This is a genomic window from Gemmatimonadales bacterium (assembly GCA_036265815.1).
GTDB lineage: Bacteria > Gemmatimonadota > Gemmatimonadetes > Gemmatimonadales > GWC2-71-9 > CAVVWJ01.
The window spans coordinates 80,796-98,045 of sequence record DATAOI010000021.1 but is presented as its reverse complement, the minus strand read 5'-3'; the positions used below and the strand labels follow the sequence as shown (position 1 = coordinate 98,045).

Genomic DNA, 17,250 nt, shown 5'->3' with positions numbered 1-17,250 from the left:
CGCATGGTGGGGAGATTCCGGTCCTGACCGATTACATTCGCAGCCATCCGAGCAACACTCACCGGCGGGGGCGATGGGATCACGCGCGAGGCTGGGGACCGCGGTCTGGCTGCTGGCCGCCCCGCTCGGGGTGGCCGTCGCGCAGGCACCGCGGGCGACGGTGGGGGCCGAGCTGGGCTACTCGCGGAGCGATCTCAAGGGGGCGGACGCGACCGGGATCCAGGCCCGCCAGGGGGCGCTGACCGGGGTGTATCTGGAGGCGCCGGTGGTGGGGCGGCTGAGCCTCAGGCCGGAACTGCTGTTTGCGCTCAAAGGGGGCCGGGCCAGCACCGCGCTCCAGGCCGGCGGCACCGCCCTCCTCGACATCGAGCTGGCCTACATCGAGATGCCGATCCTGCTCAAGGTGACGCCGGTCCGGCGGCGGGTTCGCCCGGTGATCTTCGCCGGCCCCGCGCCCGCCCTGCAGATCGGCTGCGACCTGCAGGTAATCCTGCCCACCCAGACACTGAGCCGGACCTGCGATGAGGCCAGCCTGGGAGTCCGCGAGCTGGACCTGGGCCTGGTGGCCGGGGCCGGCCTCGAGATCCGCTGGCCCCAGTCCGCACTCGCGCTGGAGGCCCGCTATACCTCGGGGGTCCGCTCCATCCTCGACGCCGGGGAGGTCCACAACCGAGCCTTCGGACTGGTGCTCGGCCTCACTTTCTGATTCGAAGCGTCGACTGCTGGCGTGAAACGCCCCGCTCAGAAGAGCCAGCGACCGCCCACTTGGAACTGCCGCGGCGCCCCCAGACCGCTGCGCAGGGTGCCGTCGAAGTTGAGATACACGCTCGAACCCGTCGGGGCCAGGAAGTTGTCGCTGTTGGTCACGTTGAAGACCTCGAAAATTGCCTCGAACGTGCCCTGCGGACCGAGATTGATCGGCTTTGACGCCCGGATATCCCACGAGAAGAAGGCGTTGTCCCGGCGGATCGTGTTCCGCCTGATGATGTGGCCGTCGGGGCAGATCCGCTCGGCTTGCCCCGTCTGCGCCAGGGAGGACACGGGGACGCCGGTGCCCTGGTTGAGGGTGGCGCCGGTGGTGCCGCACTTCTCGGAGGTGGGCTGCGCCGAGTAGGCGCTGACCCGGTTGTTGAGATAGATGTCGCCGGGCAGCACGGCGAGCAGCCAGGCATTGAAGCGGTGGCGCTGGTCGCGGTCGCTCCAGTTGTATTCCGCCTGGAGCGAGTCGGCCCGGGCATAGCGGAACGTGAACGGATCGCGTTCGTTGTCATCGTCCGACTTGTCGAACGAAAGCGTGTAGTTGACCTGGAACTGGAGATGCGGGTCGAGCGTCCGACGGAGCTCTGCGGTGAAGCCGTTGTACCGCGACTTCGCGGTGCTCTGGATGACGGTCAGGTTGCCGATACCGTTGATTCCCCCGGCCCCGAGCCCGGTCCGCCACGGCAGCCCGAACACGGCGTCATTGGCGTTGAAGAACCGGGTGAGATGATCGGCCCGCGTATGGGTGTAGCTGATCGCTGCCGCCAGTCCGTGAGCCACCTCGCGCTCGAACGCCACCGTGGCGCTGAACGTGCGGGGGTTCTCGAAGTCCTTGTCGAAGACGAACACGTCGGGATCGAACGGTCCGGCTGGTGTGGACAGCAGCTCACCGTAGTTCGGCGGCGCGCCGAGGACAGGGATGAGTTCGCTGCTTCGGAAGATCGTCTGACCCCGGGAACCGTCGGTGCTTCGGCTGCTGGCCAGGTTGAGCCCCGGAATTCTGGCGTAGTACAGGCCGGCGTTGGCACGGATGACCTGCTTGCCGTCGCCACTAACGTCGTACGCGATGCCGAGTCGCGGCTGGAACATGCTGTAGTCGGACGGAATCGTGCCGGCGCCAGGAAAGGCGAAGTCGCCGGCCGAAGTCGTCACCGTCTTGCCGATGAAGGGCGCGTAGAACAGGTCGGCCTTCGGCGTGATCAGGCCGGGCTCGATCTGGGCTTCCCACCGGAGACCGTAGTTGACGGTCAGCTTCGTCTGCGGCTTCCAGCTGTCCTGCAGGAAGAGCGCGAGGTCGTGCTGGATGATCGTTTGGGTACCGGACTCCTCGAGCGTGAGCGGCGGGACGCCGGCCTGCTGGAGATACAGCACCACGGGTCCCTGGATGCGCTGGCCGGCCGGGCAGGTGCCGGTGGTCTGGGTGGAAGCCGGAGCGTTGGTGAGAGTGTCTACGCACTCTACGTACCCGTTCCCGTTGGCCACGTAGTTGAGGAACCCCTGCACCGATCCGAAGGCCATGCGCCCGTTTCCGAATCCGACGAAGGTCTGGGTCGTCGCGGTCCGGTTCCACTCACCACCCAGCTTGAAGAGGTGATTCCCCTTCACCAGCGAGACATTGTCCAGCGCCTGGAAGCGCACGTCGTGGTCCGCCACCGGGATGAAGAACGGCATGCCGAGGCGGTACTGACCGACGAAATCGATGTCGGTGTCCGGGAAGGGGCGGCCGGTTGCCGGGTTGACCGGTCCGTCGTACGGGCGCGGCCGGGCCTCGCGGGCCCACTGGAACCGGAATTCGTTGGAGAGCGAGGAAGAGAAGTTTGACGTGAGGCTTCCGTTCACCGCGTGGGAGTAGTCCTTCTCCAGGGCATTGGCACTCCGGGCCCAGGAGTCGACGTCGAACGTCCCGTTCTGCTGCCTCGAGTACGTGAAATTGTACTTGAGCGAGGCGGTGTGCTTCTGGCTCAGCCGGAAGTCGAGCTTGGCGAGGAGGGCGTTGCCGTCATTGGTACGCGCGATCGGGCCGAAGTCTCCATTCAGCGCGCCGCCGAACGCCGTATCCACGAACGCGAGCAACAGCGGGTCGATCTGTGCCTGCCGGGTCCTCTGCTTGGTCTCATCGTAGACCTGCTGGTCGTACGCCAGGAAGAAGAACGCCCTGTCGCGGACCAGCGGCCCTCCGATGGTTCCGCCGAACTGATGCTGCCGGAAATCGGGCTGGAAACCACTGGTGGCCCCGCTCGGGAAGGTATGGTTGAAGTCGGCAGAGAGGCCGTCATATTTTCCGAAGTAGTGCGCGGAGCCGTGGAATTGGTTGGTTCCCGACTTCGTGATGACGTTGATGAACCCACCGCTCGACCGGCCGAACTCCGCATTCGCGCCATCGGCCACGACCACGAAGTCCTGCACGGCATCCAGGTTGAACGTGAACGCCGGCCGCTGGCCGCCGCGCTGTTCGCCGAAGAAGGGGTTGTTGAAGTCGGCCCCGTCCACCGAGACGTTGTTGTGAATGCCTCTCTGCCCCCCGATGCTGATCTCGTCGCCGTCCGGGCCCTGCACGACTCCCACGTTGGGCGTCAGAGTGGTGTAGTTGAAGATGTTGCGGCCATTGTTGGGAAGGCCCTCGACCGCCGCCGCATCGAGGCGGGTCGATCCCTCCGATTTGGTCACATCCACCGGCGGGGACTCGGCGACAGTCGTGAGCTCCTGCAGCTGCACCGCTTGAGGGGCCAGCGAGAGTGGCAGGTCGACCGTCTCACCCAGCCGGACCCCCACCCCGTTTCGCTCCGATGGCTTGAAGCCGAGCGCGCGCGCCGAGACGTCGTAGGTCCCTACCCGGAGCAGGGTTCCCGCGAACACTCCCAGTTCGTTGGTGGTCAGCACTCGCTCGGCGTTGGTCTCCACGTTTCGCAGTCTCACGACGGCGCCGGCCAGCGGCGCGCCCGAGGAGGAGTCGCTTACGACGCCGCGGATGACGCCGGTGGTGGCCTGGGCCTGGGCGTGCAGTTGGCTCGACAGGACGGGGAGCGCGAGACCCAGCAGCAGTCGCGCGGATGCGCGGATCGGACGAAGCAACGGCATCGGCAATCTCTCTCTTTCGCGGGCGGCCGGCTCACGCGTACCGGACCTGCCCGGGCGGCCGGAGGAATGGGAGCAGCGGGGATTGTCGGATCGGACGGGGATAGCATACCGCGCAGATGGACCGGTCGCAAGACGCCCGAGGGTCACGGTGGCGGGGCGCGCAGCGAGGGATAGAACTGCACGAAGACGTTGTCGCGCGCGGCGTGTGCGGCGTGACATTGGCGGCAACGCTCGGGCGGAAACGCGCGCGCCGTGGCCCGAGCCGGTCCTGGCCGGTGGGCCCGGCGCTCGGGGTTGGCGGTGCCTTGCTGGTCACCCGCCTCATGGCCGACCTGCTCTACGGCGTCCACGCTACCGACCCGCTCACCTTTGCCGCCATGATCCTGGTCCTTCTTCTGGTGGCCGCGGCGGCCTGTCTGGTGCCCGCCCGCCAGGCCACCTCAGTCGACCCAATGGTCGCGCTCCGCAGCACTTAGCCCGTCCGGGCCGCTGCCCGCCCGTTCGGTGTGTGGCCTGTCACAGACTGGCTGCCTGCCGCAGTGGAGGTTAGGACCGTCCCCTGATCACTCGTGCCGAGGGGTTGGTCGAACCTGCGGACAGAGCCATGACCCAGAGCAGCATCACGCAGGGTTCCGACAGCCTGCGATCCCTCGCCGCAGCAGCCTTCACCCGGGCCGCCACGGACTGGGGCCGCGCGGGGGCCGGCGTCCGCGGGCCACTCCTGACCGTCGCCGTGGCCGTCGTCCTGGACGTGCTTGCACGCCAGGGAACGGCGCTCATTCACCCGTTCCCACTGCTGCTTCTCACCATCGTGTGTGCGGCGTACTGGGGTGGACTGTGGCCCGCCATGGTGAGCGCGGTGGTGACCACCGTGTACGCGGCGCACTTCTTTTCCCAGACCCGCCCCGCGCTCCATTACACGTCCTCCGGAATGATCAGTCTCCTCGCGGTCGGCGCCAGCTCGTCCGCCATAGCGGCAGTGGTGGCCCGGCTGCGCACCAAGGCCAACCGCGCCGAGGAGATCCCGCTCACCCAGAAGGAAGCCGAGGCGCTCGACCGTCGGTTGTCCTTTCTCGAGCAGGTGGGTGAGCGTCTCGCCTCCTCGCTGGAATACGAGGTGACGCTGCGTGACCTGGCGCGCCTCATTGTCTCCGGCCTGGCGGATTGGTGCACCATCCACGTGGCCACCGAGCAGGGCATGCTGCAGTTCGTGGCGGCGGCGCACCGGGACCCCGCCCGGGATCTGGTGGTCCGCGCACTCTGCGAGTACGGCGTTCGGGGCCTTCCCTTGGGCGAGCCCGGCGCCACCTCTGACGTGACCGAGGTCAGCGAAGAGCTGCTCCGCCAACGGGCGGAGGATGCCGAGCACCTCAAGCTATACCGGGCTCTGGCGCCGGCCTGGGTGCTTCGTGTCCCGCTGCACGCCCGAGGCCGGACGCTCGGCGTCCTCACCCTGGTCATCAGCAGCGAGTCGGGCCGGCGCTTCGAGCCGGACGACGTCAGATTCGTCGAGGAGCTCGCCGCACGCTCGGCGCTCGCGGTCGACAATGCGTATCTCCACCGGGAAGCCGTCGAGGCCGACCGGAGGTACCGTCTCCTGTTCGACGCCAACCCGCAGCCGATGTGGGTCTTCGACGTGGAGACCTTGGTCTTCCTCGCCGTCAACGACGCAGCCATCCGCCACTACGGCTACTCGCGAGACGAATTTCTCCAGATGTCCATCATGGACATCCTGCACCAGGAGGACGCGCCCGGGCTGGCGGGCTCGCTGGAGCGCGGGCCGCAACGAGAAGGGATCGCCCTGGCCCAGCACCAGCGGAAGGATGGCTCCATCGTCGACATGGAGATCGTCTCGCACGCGCTGGAGGTGGATGGTCATCAGGCCCGCCTCGTGCTGGCCACCGACATCACCGAGCGGACCCGGACCCGGGCCGCGTTGCACCAGAGCGAGGAGCAGCTCCGTCACGCCCAGCGGATGGACGCGGTCGGCCGGATCGCCAGCGGCGTGGCCCACGACTTCAACAACATCCTGACCACGGTGCGCGGCTTCGGGGAGATGTTGTTGCGGGATCTGGATCCGGCAGATCGGCGGCGGGCGGACGTCGATCGGATCTGTCAGGCGGCAGACCGCGGCGCGCTGCTGACCCGGCAGCTTCTCTCCTTCGGCCGGCGACAGGCCCTGCAGCCGCGGCCGACCAGCCTGAACGAGCTGCTCCGGGGCATGCAGGGGTTCGTCCAGCGCCTGATGGGCGCCGACATCCGGGTGAGTCTGCGGCTGATTCCCGGAGCGGCGAAGGTCCGGATCGATCCGGGCCAATTGGAGCAGCTGGTGGTCAATCTCATCCTCAGCGCGCGCGACGCCATGCCGTCAGGCGGGACGCTCACGATTGAGACCTCCGAGCGTCAGATCAGCCGCGCCGGGCGGGGACGCCACGTCCGCCCCGGCCGGTACGTCGTGCTCGCCATCTCCGACACCGGCAGCGAGCTCGACCCCGACTCGCTGCCTCAGGCGTTCGAGGTCGAGCCCAGCCATGGCCAGGGACGCCGCGCCGGACTGGGGCTCTCGCTGGTCTACGGAATCGTCCGGCAGAACGGCGGTGCCGTGCGGGTCACCAGCGAGTCGGAAGAGGGGACCATGGTGAAGATCTATCTCCCCTTGCACGACGAGGAGGACGATCTCGGGGCAGTGGGCGAGGATGCGTCCCTCGACGGGACCGAGACCGTGCTGGTCGTCGAGGACGAGGAGGCGGTCCGGGAGCTCTTGCGGAAGATCCTGCACGATCACGGATACAGCGTCCTTGAGGCGGCCCACGGACGCGAGGCGCTCCTGCTGGCCCAACGCTACCAGCAGCCGATCCATGTCCTGGTCACGGACGTAGTGATGCCGGAGATGGGAGGGAGGGAGCTGGTCGAGGCGCTCACGCCACTCTATCCCGAGATCCGCGTGCTGTATGTCTCGGGGTACACCGACGACGAGGTGCTGCGCCGTGGGGTGAGCGACGTGGAACTGATCCACAAGCCGTTCACCGCGGATGAGTTGTTGCGGAAGGTCCGGGGGTTGCTCGACGTCGCGCGGCGCTGAGCCTCGGACTCAGCGGACGCGCGGCTGCAGGTTGCGGAGGATCTCGGGACCGACCTCGCCCTGCAGGTGTAGCAGGACGTCGCCGGTGATCCAGGTATTGGACGAGGCACGCGTCGGCGAGGTCTGGCCGGGCCGCAACCGCTGCTGGTCGAGCACGATCATCCGGCCCTGAGCATCCTGGTACACCACTCGCACCACCGGACGGGTGGTATCCGCTCCTGGTGAAAGGCTGCCTTGGGCCAGCCCCATGAACGAGGGATTCAACCCCTCGATCACGTGCGCCGGGCCGCCGAGCTGCCGCGCGGCCTCATCCAGACCAATTCGGAGATAGATGCGCGACCGCTGCTCCAGCGTGGGCGGCGGAGCGGGAGCTGCTGGCGGCGGCGCCTGCTCAGCCGGCCGGGCGCTCCGGCGCGCCTGGGCGTCGAGCGCCGCCGTGGCGGCGGCCGCCCGGGACCGCAGCCGCTCCCGGTCCAACTCAGCCAAGGCCTCCGACGCACGGGCCCGGATCACCGCAGGATCCTCCCGTCCGGTCGTGGCCGAGTCGCCGGAAGCGGAGGATTCCGCCGGCTCGCTGTCGGATGTCGACTCCGGTTCGGCGGCCTGCTGGAGCTCATCCCTGGGCGTCTCCGCTTTGGGAGCGGCCGCCTGCTTTTCCGCCGGCTTCGCCGGCTTGGGAGCGTTGGTCTTGGCGACCGGGGCCGGAGCTGGCGCGGCCGGCGGTCTGGCCGAGTCGCGACGCGGGGTGCCGGTCTGAGCCGCCGCCGCCGAGTCTGGACGGGGCGTCTCCTCGGTGCTGACCACGGCATTCGATGGCGCGGCCGCACGCTCGGTGGCGACGGTGGCGGCTCCCCGAGCGGGCGCGCCGCTCCGCAGCTGACTCACCATGAATCCCAGGCCAACCGCCACCGCGATCGTTGCCGCCCATCCCATGCCGTGGAGCCACCGCTGCTTGAGCTCGATGGTGTCGGGATTGTCCGGAATGAGCAGAACCGGCGGCTCTTCCCACGCGCCTGGCCGCGGCGGGGGTGGTGGGAGCGGGCGATTGGGGGCGCGGGCGGGCGCCTCCCGAGGCGGCTGAGACACGTCCTGTGCCAGTACGGTCCGGGGGCCTATCGAGGGCGCAGGACGTCCAGGCGTATGTGGCAGATCCACACTGCCGAGCAGCCGGTCGGCTTCCGTCATGAACTCGCGGATGTCTTTAAGACGCGACCCGCAGCTGGCGCAGCCTCCCAGGTGGGCCTGGATTTCCAGGACCTCGGTACCTTCGAGCTCGCCATCCAGCAACGCGTGCAGCGTGCCTTCGTCAAGATGCGGCATACTTCCCTCGTTCCTGCGCCCGGTACGCCTCGACCAATCGCCGCCGGGCCCGGGCGAGCGTGGTGCCGACCGCGCCCTTGGCCAGCCCCAGCGTCGCGGCGATCTCGTCGTAACTGAATCCCTCGGCCTTGAGCAGCAGCGCCTCGCGGTCCCGCTCGTTCAGTGCCGCGAGCGCCGAGCGAACCCGGGCCGCGCTTTCGTTCCGCTCCAGGTCCACATCGGGCCCCGCGGCGGGCCCATCGCTCTCCGACCTGAGCAGCTCCAGCCGGCGGCCCCGGGTGACCGCGCGCCGCCCGTCCTCCCGCACCAGGTTGAGCGCCACCGCGAAGAGCCACGGCCGGGGGTTGTCCGGCGGCGCCGACACGGCCCGGGCGAAGGTCTCCTGCGCCAGGTCCTCCGCCCGATCGCGGTCGCCGGTCCGGCGGTAGAGCATCCGGACCAGCGAGGCGTAGTATTGCTCGAACAAAACGGTGAGGTCGGCCGTCATGTACCCCTGAAGTTGCGGAGAAAGGCCTGCCGCTGCCCCAGACCCCAGGTTTCCCGAGGACCTGACTCGACGCCGCTCCGGCGCCCGGTGATTACGGTCGGGCGGCTCACGGACACCAAGAGTGCAATTTCCGGCAACATTCACACCAACCCGAAATATGTCTGGGTCAAGGCGGCGAATGCCGTGACTGGGATCCTACCGGGCTACGGCAGGTCAGTCTAGATCTTGCGTGCCACGGACCCAATCCGACGCTGACCGTTGTTCCTTAACGGATTATGAGTTCCTTAACGGATTATGAGTAAGGAACTTAGCATTCCTGATGCGGGACGCCTGCCGTTGCCCCGAAGCCCCGGGCCCCCTTGATCCGACACCGTCGCTGCCCCGGAGCCGGCCAGACGGACATCAACGGCTGGAGATGTCCAGCCGGTCGGGAGTTGCACGGTCAGATCATTTCGTCACTCGCCTCGCCCGTTCCGGCCGGCATGGACGGTCGTGTTCGCGCGGCCTGCGGCAAGTACATCCGGAGGCTGCTCCCGCCATCGGGGTGTCTCTCGGTTCTGAGGAAGCCCCCGAAACGGTGAATGAGGGCTGTGGTCGAGGATGGAAACCGTCGAGGGGTGCGGCTGGGCGCCGGCTCACCCTGCCGCATGTCATGCAGGGCAAGGCGCACGAATGAGTCGACCGCGGGGTGGTCCTGGCGCCTCACCTCCGCGGCTTCCGGCGGAATATTGCTGGTCTCCACCAGGAGGCAGGCGCCCGCCGGCAACGCTTCCAGCGCCCCGGCGAGCAGGTCGCGGACCACCCGCTCCAGCTGATCCGCGTCGACCCGGACCGGGGCCAGCGCCGGATCGAGGCTGGCCGCGCACAGCGGCGAGCCGCCGGCGGTGGAGCGGGTGCGGGTGATGGTTCGCCAGACCAGAGCGTTGAAGTCGATCGCGCGGGAGCGAAGGCCTGCCGCCACGCCTTGGGCCGCGTCGGGGGGTGGCTTCCGGCGCTCCGCCTTCCGAGTCGGACGCCCCATGCCTAGGACGAGCCTTGGAAGGATGAAGGTGACGTCTCGACGACGTGCCTGAGTACGGCCACGAGATCGCCGGGGAGGAACGGCTTCTGGAGGAAAGCCACCGGCCCGGGCCCGCCTTCCAGAAACTGCGGGGCCACTTCCTGCTCGGTATAGCCGCTCATCAGCACCACCGGCAGGCGCGGCTGCACGGCTCGGAGCCGCCGGAAGGTCTCTGGTCCGCCCATCCGTGGCATCGAGAGGTCGAGCAGGACGGCGGCGAGCTCTTCGGCGCGGGCGGCCACGATCTTGAGTGCCTCGCGCCCATCCTCCGCCGCGAGGACCTGAAATCCCAGTCCCGTGAGCATCCGCTCGGCAACCACGCGGACCCCCTCCTCGTCCTCCACGATCAGGAGGGTGCCCTTGCCGCGCCAATCGTTGGGGGCGAACGCCGGCGTATCCGCCGCGTCAGCTTCGACGTGAGCCGCCGGGAAGAGCACCCGGAAGGCTGTCCCTTCGCCCGGTGCGGTACGGATGCGGATCAGCCCATGGTGGGCCTCGACAATCCCCATCACCGCGGCGAGCCCCAGGCCGCGGCCGGCGAACTTGGTGGAGAAGAAGGGGTCGAAGATCCGCTGGAGCGTCTCCGAAGCCATGCCGATCCCGGTGTCCGCGACCTCGAGGTATACGAACTCGCCGCTGGCCTCGGGCTCCTCCACCAGAACGGTGCCGGTACGGAGAGTGATCGTTCCGGGATTATCGCCCAGCGCGTCCGAGGCGTTGGTGAGGAGGTTCATGAGGATTTGACGGATCTGGGTCTCGTCGGCGCTGACGGCGGGAATGTCGGGGTCGAGCTCCCACACGAGGGTCGCCTGCCGGGCGATCGCGGTGCGGAGCAGGGTAGCCATCTCCCGGACTTCCCGCGAAAGGTCGAGGTGGCGGAGCACGAACGCGCCCTTGCCCGAGTACGCCAGCAGCTGGCGGGTCAGGTCGGTGGCCCGGCGGGCCGCGCGGATCACCTCGTCCAGCGTCTCCAGCGCGGGGGAATCGGGGGGCAGGTGGTTTCGGGCGAGGTCGGCGTTTCCCAGCACGACGTGAAGCAGATTGTTGAAGTCGTGGGCGATGCCGCCCGCCAGCACCCCGATGCTCTCCAGCTTCTGGACGTGTCGCGACTGGGCCGCGCTCGCCTCCGCCGCCCGCCGTGCGGCCTGCTCGCGGGCGAGCAGCTCTTCGGTCAGACGCTGCGCCGCGGCCAGGTCACAAGTGCGGGCCTCGACCCGTTGTTCGAGCTCTTCGTTGAGCGTGCGGATCTCCGCCTCCAAGCGGCGCTGGGCGGTCACGTCGCGCACCAGCCAGCGGAGGCCAACGGCGCCGCCCTGCGGTGCGCGAGCCACCGAGAGGGTCACCGCCGTCTCGATCGGCGCCGCGTCGCGGGGCAGCAGGGTGAGGGTGAGGTCGTGAGGGGCCGGCTCGGAGCGCAGCTTGCTGAGCTCGGAGCGAAACCTGCCGCGGTCGTGCATGGCCACGTAGCTGGCCAGCGCCTTGCCCGGGATGAACCGGGGGTCGATCCGCAGCATGCGAGAGGCCGACAGGTTGGCTTCCTGTACGATGCCGGAGAGATCGGTGAAGAAGTAGGCGTCCGGGGCGAAATTGAACAGCTCGTGGTACCGGCGCCGCTGCTCGCCCAGCGCGTCGCGAGCCTCCTCCAGGGCCTGGTTCTGCTGCCGAAGCTCCTCCTCCGTGACCCCCAACTCCTCCGCGGCCACCAGGAGATCCTCCAGGAGCGCGGCCGGTAGCTGCCCTGCAGCCGTATTCTCCACGCGGCGGCGAAACGCCGCGATACGCTCGGCGAACTCGTCGATCTTCATGGTACCCTCCCACCCACGGCAGACCACCGCGGGGCCCTCACCCTTCCACCTCGTCCATCAGGAGAATGACGCCACGCACGTCGGGGAGACCGGCCGTCAGTGGGGTACAGGTCACCCGCACCTGGATCGCTCTTCCCCGGCGATTGGTGGCCTGGACCAGCACCTGCAGGTGCTCGCTCTCACCCTGGAGACACGCGCGGATCGGTGCCCGGAGCTGCTCGACCGGGAGTCCGCTGTCGAGATTCAGGAAATTGCGCTGCAGCACCTCCTCCGGCCGGAGTCCCCACATCTCCTCCGCGTGGTGATTCCACTTGCGGACATGAAGATCCTGATCCACCACGACGACCCCGCTCCTGAGCCCCCGGAGAATCGATTCCAAGAAGGCGTTCAAGTCGGCCATCTCGTCCCCGCGCTCGCGGGACTCCTCGTTCAGAGCCTGCAGCTCTTCATTGGTGGACTGGAGCTCCTCGTTCATCGTCTCCAGCTCCTCGTTGGTCGACTGGAGCTCCTCGTTGGTCGTCTCCAGCTCCTCCACCGTGGACTGCAGCTCCTCATTGGTGGTCTCCAGCTCCTCGTTGGTCGATTGCAGCTCCTCGAGCGCCGTCTGCAGCTCCTGCTGGATCCGCTGCACCTCCCCCTGGAGCTGGCGTTCCCGGGTGACGTCGCTGAAGAACAGCGACGCGCCGGCGAACCCGCCCGCGCCATCCGAGATCGGCACGACGAGGAGATCGACGTAGATCTCGCTATCCCCCGGGACGAACCACCGCCCATCGCTCATCCCGACCGACCGGCCGTCCGCAAAGGCCCGCTCCAGACAGGAGCGCAGCTCGAACGGCCGGTAGGAGAGCTCCAGGTCTTTGAGCGGGCGGCCCAGATCCCGGGTGCCGAGCCCGAAGAGGGCGCGGAGCCGCTGATTGGCATGGACCACCGTGGCCTGTCGGTCCACGATCAGCTGCGCCACCGGCCCTATCTCTGCCGCCGTCTCACGCAGTCGCCAGTCCTGGCCACCGGTGCCTCCCTCGCCGGTGCGCGCGGCCGGCGTGACGGGGCGCTCGGCCAAGGGGAAGCGCTCGAGTTTGGTGAAGAGGCGGCGCTTGGAGTCCAGGGTGCTGAAGGTGGCCGCATGGCTCAGCAGGGTCTCGGCTTTGCCGAGGCAGAGGGTCCCGCCCGGCGCCAGGGCGAAGTGGAAGCGGCTCACGATCCTGCCCTGTGCCTCGGCATTGAAGTACATCAGCACGTTGCGACAGAGCAGCAGGTTGACCCGAGAGATGGGCGCATCCTGAATCAGGTCGTGGCGGCCGAAGATGACCGACCGTCTGAGGTCTTTCCCGACGGTGTAGCGGTCCTCGTGTCGATCGAAGTATTTGGCCACCAGCTCGGGCGCCACGTTCTCCAGGGCGCGCTCTGGATACACCGCCAACCGCGCCTCGTTCAGGGCCTCCTCGTCCACATCCGTGGCGTAGATCTTCACCCGGTCGCGAAGCTGATCGAGGCCAAACCGCTCCGCCAGGAGCATGGCGATGCTGTAGGCCTCTTCGCCTGAGGCACATCCCGCACTCCAGATCCGGAGCGGGTCGGCCGAATCCGGCGAGGCGCTCAGCTCGGCAAGAAGGTGGGAGCCCAGGTACTCCCAGACCGGCGGGTCGCGGAAGAAGGTGGTGACGTTGATCAGGATGGTGTTGAAGAGGCGGGTGAACTCCTCGGGAACGACCTCCAGGAAATCCTGGTAGTTGGCGTACCCGGCGGCGCCCACGTTCTGCATGCGGACATTGATCCGGCGCATCAGGCTGGTCCGCTTGTAGGCGGTGAAGTCGAAGCCCCGATTCTGCTTGAGATAGAGCAGCAGGGCGTCGAACTCCCGCTCCGCCTCAGGCGGCACGGAGCCGGGGGCCGGGGCGGCCGGATCGCCGGTCTGGGTCATACGGGGACGCGCGCGGGATTCCGGGACATCATCCGTGTCTACCGGACCCGCTGGTCTCACGGGCGGGCCGGCGCGCCAGCTCGGCGTCCGCGGGGTCTACCGGAGGGGCACTGACTCCCTCGAGCAGGAGGGCGCGGATCTCGGACGACCCGCGATCGGCGTCCTCGATCGACTGCTCGAATCGCTTGGCCGAGCGCAGCATTCCGCGGCGGCGGGTGCGTCGCGCCAGGTGGCGGGCGAGCTCGGCCTTCTCCTCCAGCGCCCGCACGGCGGCCCAGAGGGCGGACTCGAGGCGCTGGGCCTGGCCCGCGACCAGGGAGTCCTCGCTGTAGCCATGCCCCACGTGGCAGCGGTAATGAAGGAACCCGCCGTCCTCCGATTCCCAGAGGAGGCCGCCGCACTCGGGGCAGGTCAGACCGGACGGCTTCCCGGGGGGCTTGTCCCCAGCCAGCGACCTGGTTCCAGTGGCAGCGGGATCGGGCGGATCGAGCGGCGCGAGCGGATCGGTCCGACCGGCGTGCGCCGCCGGCTCGCGGCTCAATTGGACGATCAGCGGGGCGATGCGTGAGACCGGCTCCACATGATCCACTCCGACTTCCTGGATGGCGCTGTTCGGCATACTGGGGTGGAGCGCCTCGGCCGGATCCTGCACCACGGCCACACCGTGGTGACGCTTGATGGCGAGCAGCCCGTCGGTGCCATCATCGAGGGTGCCGGAGAGCAGAACGCCGACCACTCGATCGGCGTAGGTGCGTGCCGCCGTGCGGAAGAGCGGGTCGATGGCCGGCCGGTGATTATGCTCGCGCGGACCGGTGCTCAGATGGACGCGTCCCGCCTCGAGCAGCATGTGCCGGTTCGGGGGTGCCACATAGATTCGACCGGGAACCACGGGCTCGCCATCCTCGGCATGCTCCGCAGGCAGCGGTCCAGCGCGGCCAAGAATGCCGGGGAGCGCGCTGATGCTGTTGGCGGGAAAGTGATGGACGATGAAGATCGCTGCGGGCAGCTCTAGCGGGAACTCCGCCACCAGCCGGATCACGGGCTCCAAGCCGCCGGCCGAGAAGCCGATGACGACGATATCATGCCCGGACGCCGTGGAGCCCGTCGTGCCAGAGCCGCTCATTGTGGGCCTGCTGATTCTCTCTCGGGTCTTCGACTGCCGCCGGCCCGTGATACGCCGCGCCTGGCAATCTCATAAAGTGATAATAGCGCTTGCACCGAACACGCGCAAAACCTGAGCGGCCAATCACATGTGATCTGCGTCACGGCCCGCCCGCAGGTCTCGGCCACGTGGCGGGCGGCCCCCGCGGCGGATATCTTTTCCGAAGCTCCGGCGTCCATGGAGGATCGCATGCCGACCGACACGCTGGCCGCCCCGGCCACGTCCAGCGACACCTTCCCGATCAACGGCACCGACTACATCGAATTCTGGGTCGGCAACGCCAAGCAGGCCAGCCACTACTATCGCTCGGCCTTCGGCTTCCAGCTCCTGGCCTACCGAGGTCCGGAGACCGGGACCCGCGACCGGGCCAGCTACCTGCTCCAGCAGAACAAGGTACGCCTCCTGCTCACTACGGCGGTCTCGCCGGAGCACGAGATCGCGGCCCACGTGCATCGGCACGGCGACGGCGTCCGGGACATCGCGCTCTGGGTGGACGATGCCCGCGAGGCGTTCGCCGCCGCGGTGGAGCGGGGCGCCACGCCGGTGCAGGAGCCGGCCACCCTGAAGGACCGCGATGGCGAGGTGATCATCGCGGCGATCGGCACCTACGGCGACACCGTGCACAGCCTGGTGGAGCGGCGGAACTACCGGGGTCCCTTTCTCCCCGGGTTCCAACCGGTCGACAGCGCGTTCGCGCCCCAGCCGATCGGACTGCTCCACGTGGACCACTGCGTCGGGAACGTGGAACTCGGCGCGATGAACAAGTGGGTCACCTTCTATCAGGAGGTGATGGGGTTCCGCAACCTGATCTCTTTCGACGACAAGGACATCTCGACCGAGTACAGCTCGCTCATGTCCAAGGTCGTAGCCAGCGGCGACGACCGGATCAAGTTCCCCATCAACGAGCCGGCCGCCGGACGCAAGAAGTCGCAGATCGACGAGTATCTGGAGTTCTATCGCGGGCCCGGTGTTCAGCACCTGGCCATCGCCACGGGCGACATCGTCCGCACCGTCACCGCCCTCCGAGACCGCGGGGTGGAATTCCTCCGAGTGCCGACGGCCTACTACGACACGCTGTTGGAGCGGGTCGGACGGATTGATGAAGACCTGGAGCCGCTCAAGGAGCTCGGCATCCTGGTCGACCGCGACGACGAAGGGTATCTGCTCCAGATCTTCACCAAGCCGGTGCAGGACCGGCCGACGGTGTTTTACGAGATCATCCAGCGGAAGGGTGCCAGGAGCTTCGGCAAGGGCAACTTCAAGGCGCTGTTCGAGGCGATCGAGCGGGAGCAGGCGCTGCGGGGGAATTTGTGAGGGAGGGTGGGGCAAGGTGAGGCAGGGCCCCACCTTGCCCACCCTATCTATCGAGGAAACGCACGATGCCGATCTATCATACCATGGGTCAGATCCCCCGCAAGCGGCACATCGCGTTCCGCCGGCCGGACGGCGGACTCTATGCGGAGGAGCTCATGGGCCACGAGGGGTTCACCGGCACCTCGTCGCTGCTCTACCACACCCATCCGCCTACCACGGTGAAGTCGGTGCGCCGACTTCGGGAGACGGCCTACGAGGCCGACCCCGATCAGACGCTGCGACACCGGCACTTCCGGACCTCGCGGGTGAAGCAGGGGGGCAGCCCCACGCTGGACCGGATCCCGCTGCTGTTTAATCAGGACGTGGCGATGCTCTACGTGGAGCCGGATGAGAACGACGCGCACTTCTACCGCAACGCCCAGGCCGACGAGCTGGTGTACGTAAGCAAGGGAAGCGGAACGTTGGAGACGGTCTTCGGTGACTTGCCCTACGGAGAAGGCGACTACCTGGTCATCCACCGCGGCATTCTCCATCGCTGGCGCCTGGACCTCGCGGGCCCTGCCACCAAGCTGCTCATCATGGAGAGCCGCGGCCACGTGCGCTGGCCCAAGCGCTACCGTAACGAGTTCGGCCAGCTGATCGAAGGCGCACCCTACAGCGAGCGGGACATCCGCCGCCCGGCCACGCTCCGGACCCATGACGAGCAAGGCGACTTCCCCATCCTGGTGAAGCAGTACGACGGCCTCAACGAGGTCATTCTCGACCATCACCCGTTCGACGTGGTCGGCTGGGATGGCTACTTCTATCCCTGGGCGTTCAACATCATGGATTTCGAGCCGATCGTGGGGCGGGTGCACCAGCCGCCGCCGGTGCACCAGACCTTCCAGGGCGATGGGTTCGTGGTCTGCAGCTTCTGTCCCCGGCCGTACGATTTCCACCCGGAGGCGGTGCCGGCGCCGTACAACCACAGCAACGTCGACTCGGACGAGGTGCTCTACTATGCCTCGAGCGAGTTCATGAGCCGGACAGGGATCGAGTTCGGCAGCATCACCCATCATCCCGACGGCATACCTCACGGTCCGCATCCGGGGCGGGCGGAGGCGAGCATCGGGGCCAAGTACACCGACGAGCTGGCCGTCATGATGGACAGCTTCCGGCCGCTCAAGGTGGCCAAGACGGCGGTGGCGATCGAGGATCCGGCCTATCACCGTTCCTGGCTCGACGCCCAGCACGCCCAGTTCAATCCGCCGACCTCGTGAGCT

General features: G+C 68.0%; 12 protein-coding genes. 5 read left to right on the top strand and 7 right to left on the bottom strand.

Translation table 11 applies throughout. The features are described from left to right. Positions 1–73: 73 nt before the first annotated feature. Complete coding sequence (locus VHR41_03415) at positions 74–706, top strand: porin family protein (GenBank protein ID HEX3233216.1); 633 nt, start codon at positions 74–76, stop codon at positions 704–706. A gap of 35 nt (positions 707–741) precedes the next feature. Here VHR41_03415 and VHR41_03410 read toward each other — a convergent pair whose 3' ends face one another. Further along, complete coding sequence (locus tag VHR41_03410; GenBank protein ID HEX3233215.1) at positions 742–3,837, bottom strand: TonB-dependent receptor; 3,096 nt, start codon at positions 3,835–3,837, stop codon at positions 742–744. A gap of 212 nt (positions 3,838–4,049) precedes the next feature. Between VHR41_03410 and VHR41_03405 the strand changes: the two genes are divergently transcribed. Then, a complete protein-coding gene (locus VHR41_03405; GenBank protein ID HEX3233214.1) occupies positions 4,050–4,313 on the top strand; it encodes a hypothetical protein in 264 nt (87 codons plus the stop codon). 128 nt (positions 4,314–4,441) lie between these two features. Continuing rightward, positions 4,442–6,919, top strand: coding sequence for a response regulator (locus VHR41_03400; protein HEX3233213.1), 2,478 nt, complete (start codon positions 4,442–4,444; stop codon positions 6,917–6,919). 9 nt (positions 6,920–6,928) lie between these two features. Here VHR41_03400 and VHR41_03395 read toward each other — a convergent pair whose 3' ends face one another. The 6 genes from VHR41_03395 to VHR41_03370 all read right to left on the bottom strand — a co-directional run bounded on the left by VHR41_03395 (position 6,929) and on the right by VHR41_03370 (position 14,635). Next, positions 6,929–8,239 carry a zf-HC2 domain-containing protein gene (locus VHR41_03395; protein ID HEX3233212.1) on the bottom strand — a complete coding sequence of 437 codons (1,311 nt, stop codon included), beginning with the start codon at positions 8,237–8,239 and terminating at the stop codon, positions 6,929–6,931. Further along, positions 8,226–8,726, bottom strand: coding sequence for a sigma-70 family RNA polymerase sigma factor (locus VHR41_03390; GenBank protein ID HEX3233211.1), 501 nt, complete (start codon positions 8,724–8,726; stop codon positions 8,226–8,228). Before VHR41_03390 ends, VHR41_03395 begins: the two co-directional genes overlap by 14 nt. Before the next feature lie 442 nt (positions 8,727–9,168). Continuing rightward, positions 9,169–9,747 (bottom strand): hypothetical protein, encoded by a 579-nt coding sequence (locus VHR41_03385; GenBank protein HEX3233210.1) that lies wholly within the window; start codon positions 9,745–9,747, stop codon positions 9,169–9,171. Positions 9,748–9,749: 2 nt separating this feature from the next. Continuing rightward, the gene (locus VHR41_03380; protein HEX3233209.1) at positions 9,750–11,591 is read right to left on the bottom strand and encodes an ATP-binding protein; all 1,842 of its coding nucleotides are present in this window, start codon (positions 11,589–11,591) and stop codon (positions 9,750–9,752) included. 37 nt (positions 11,592–11,628) lie between these two features. Beyond that, entirely contained in the window at positions 11,629–13,512 is a 1,884-nt protein-coding gene (locus tag VHR41_03375) for a CheR family methyltransferase (protein HEX3233208.1), read from the bottom strand. A gap of 28 nt (positions 13,513–13,540) precedes the next feature. After that, positions 13,541–14,635, bottom strand: a complete 1,095-nt coding sequence (locus tag VHR41_03370; GenBank protein ID HEX3233207.1) for a chemotaxis protein CheB — start codon at positions 14,633–14,635, stop codon at positions 13,541–13,543. 228 nt (positions 14,636–14,863) lie between these two features. Between VHR41_03370 and hppD the strand changes: the two genes are divergently transcribed. Together hppD and VHR41_03360 are read left to right on the top strand one after the other, a co-directional pair. After that, on the top strand, positions 14,864–15,988 hold the full coding sequence (gene hppD, locus VHR41_03365) for a 4-hydroxyphenylpyruvate dioxygenase (protein ID HEX3233206.1): 1,125 nt from the start codon (positions 14,864–14,866) through the stop codon (positions 15,986–15,988). Positions 15,989–16,053: 65 nt separating this feature from the next. Next, positions 16,054–17,247 (top strand): homogentisate 1,2-dioxygenase, encoded by a 1,194-nt coding sequence (locus VHR41_03360; GenBank protein HEX3233205.1) that lies wholly within the window; start codon positions 16,054–16,056, stop codon positions 17,245–17,247. Positions 17,248–17,250 lie beyond the last annotated feature (3 nt).

Bases quoted from the DNA above. Each gene is read 5' to 3' on its own strand.
- hppD (HEX3233206.1), top strand. From the start codon at position 14,864: ATGCCGACCGACACGCTGGCCGCCCCGGCCACGTCCAGCGACACCTTC.
- VHR41_03385 (HEX3233210.1), bottom strand. From the start codon at position 9,747: ATGGGGCGTCCGACTCGGAAGGCGGAGCGCCGGAAGCCACCCCCCGAC.
- VHR41_03375 (HEX3233208.1), bottom strand. From the start codon at position 13,512: ATGACCCAGACCGGCGATCCGGCCGCCCCGGCCCCCGGCTCCGTGCCG.
- VHR41_03390 (HEX3233211.1), bottom strand. From the start codon at position 8,726: ATGACGGCCGACCTCACCGTTTTGTTCGAGCAATACTACGCCTCGCTG.
- VHR41_03415 (HEX3233216.1), top strand. From the start codon at position 74: ATGGGATCACGCGCGAGGCTGGGGACCGCGGTCTGGCTGCTGGCCGCC.
- VHR41_03410 (HEX3233215.1), bottom strand. From the start codon at position 3,837: ATGCCGTTGCTTCGTCCGATCCGCGCATCCGCGCGACTGCTGCTGGGT.
- VHR41_03395 (HEX3233212.1), bottom strand. From the start codon at position 8,239: ATGCCGCATCTTGACGAAGGCACGCTGCACGCGTTGCTGGATGGCGAG.
- VHR41_03380 (HEX3233209.1), bottom strand. From the start codon at position 11,591: ATGAAGATCGACGAGTTCGCCGAGCGTATCGCGGCGTTTCGCCGCCGC.
- VHR41_03400 (HEX3233213.1), top strand. From the start codon at position 4,442: ATGACCCAGAGCAGCATCACGCAGGGTTCCGACAGCCTGCGATCCCTC.
- VHR41_03360 (HEX3233205.1), top strand. From the start codon at position 16,054: ATGCCGATCTATCATACCATGGGTCAGATCCCCCGCAAGCGGCACATC.
- VHR41_03370 (HEX3233207.1), bottom strand. From the start codon at position 14,635: ATGAGCGGCTCTGGCACGACGGGCTCCACGGCGTCCGGGCATGATATC.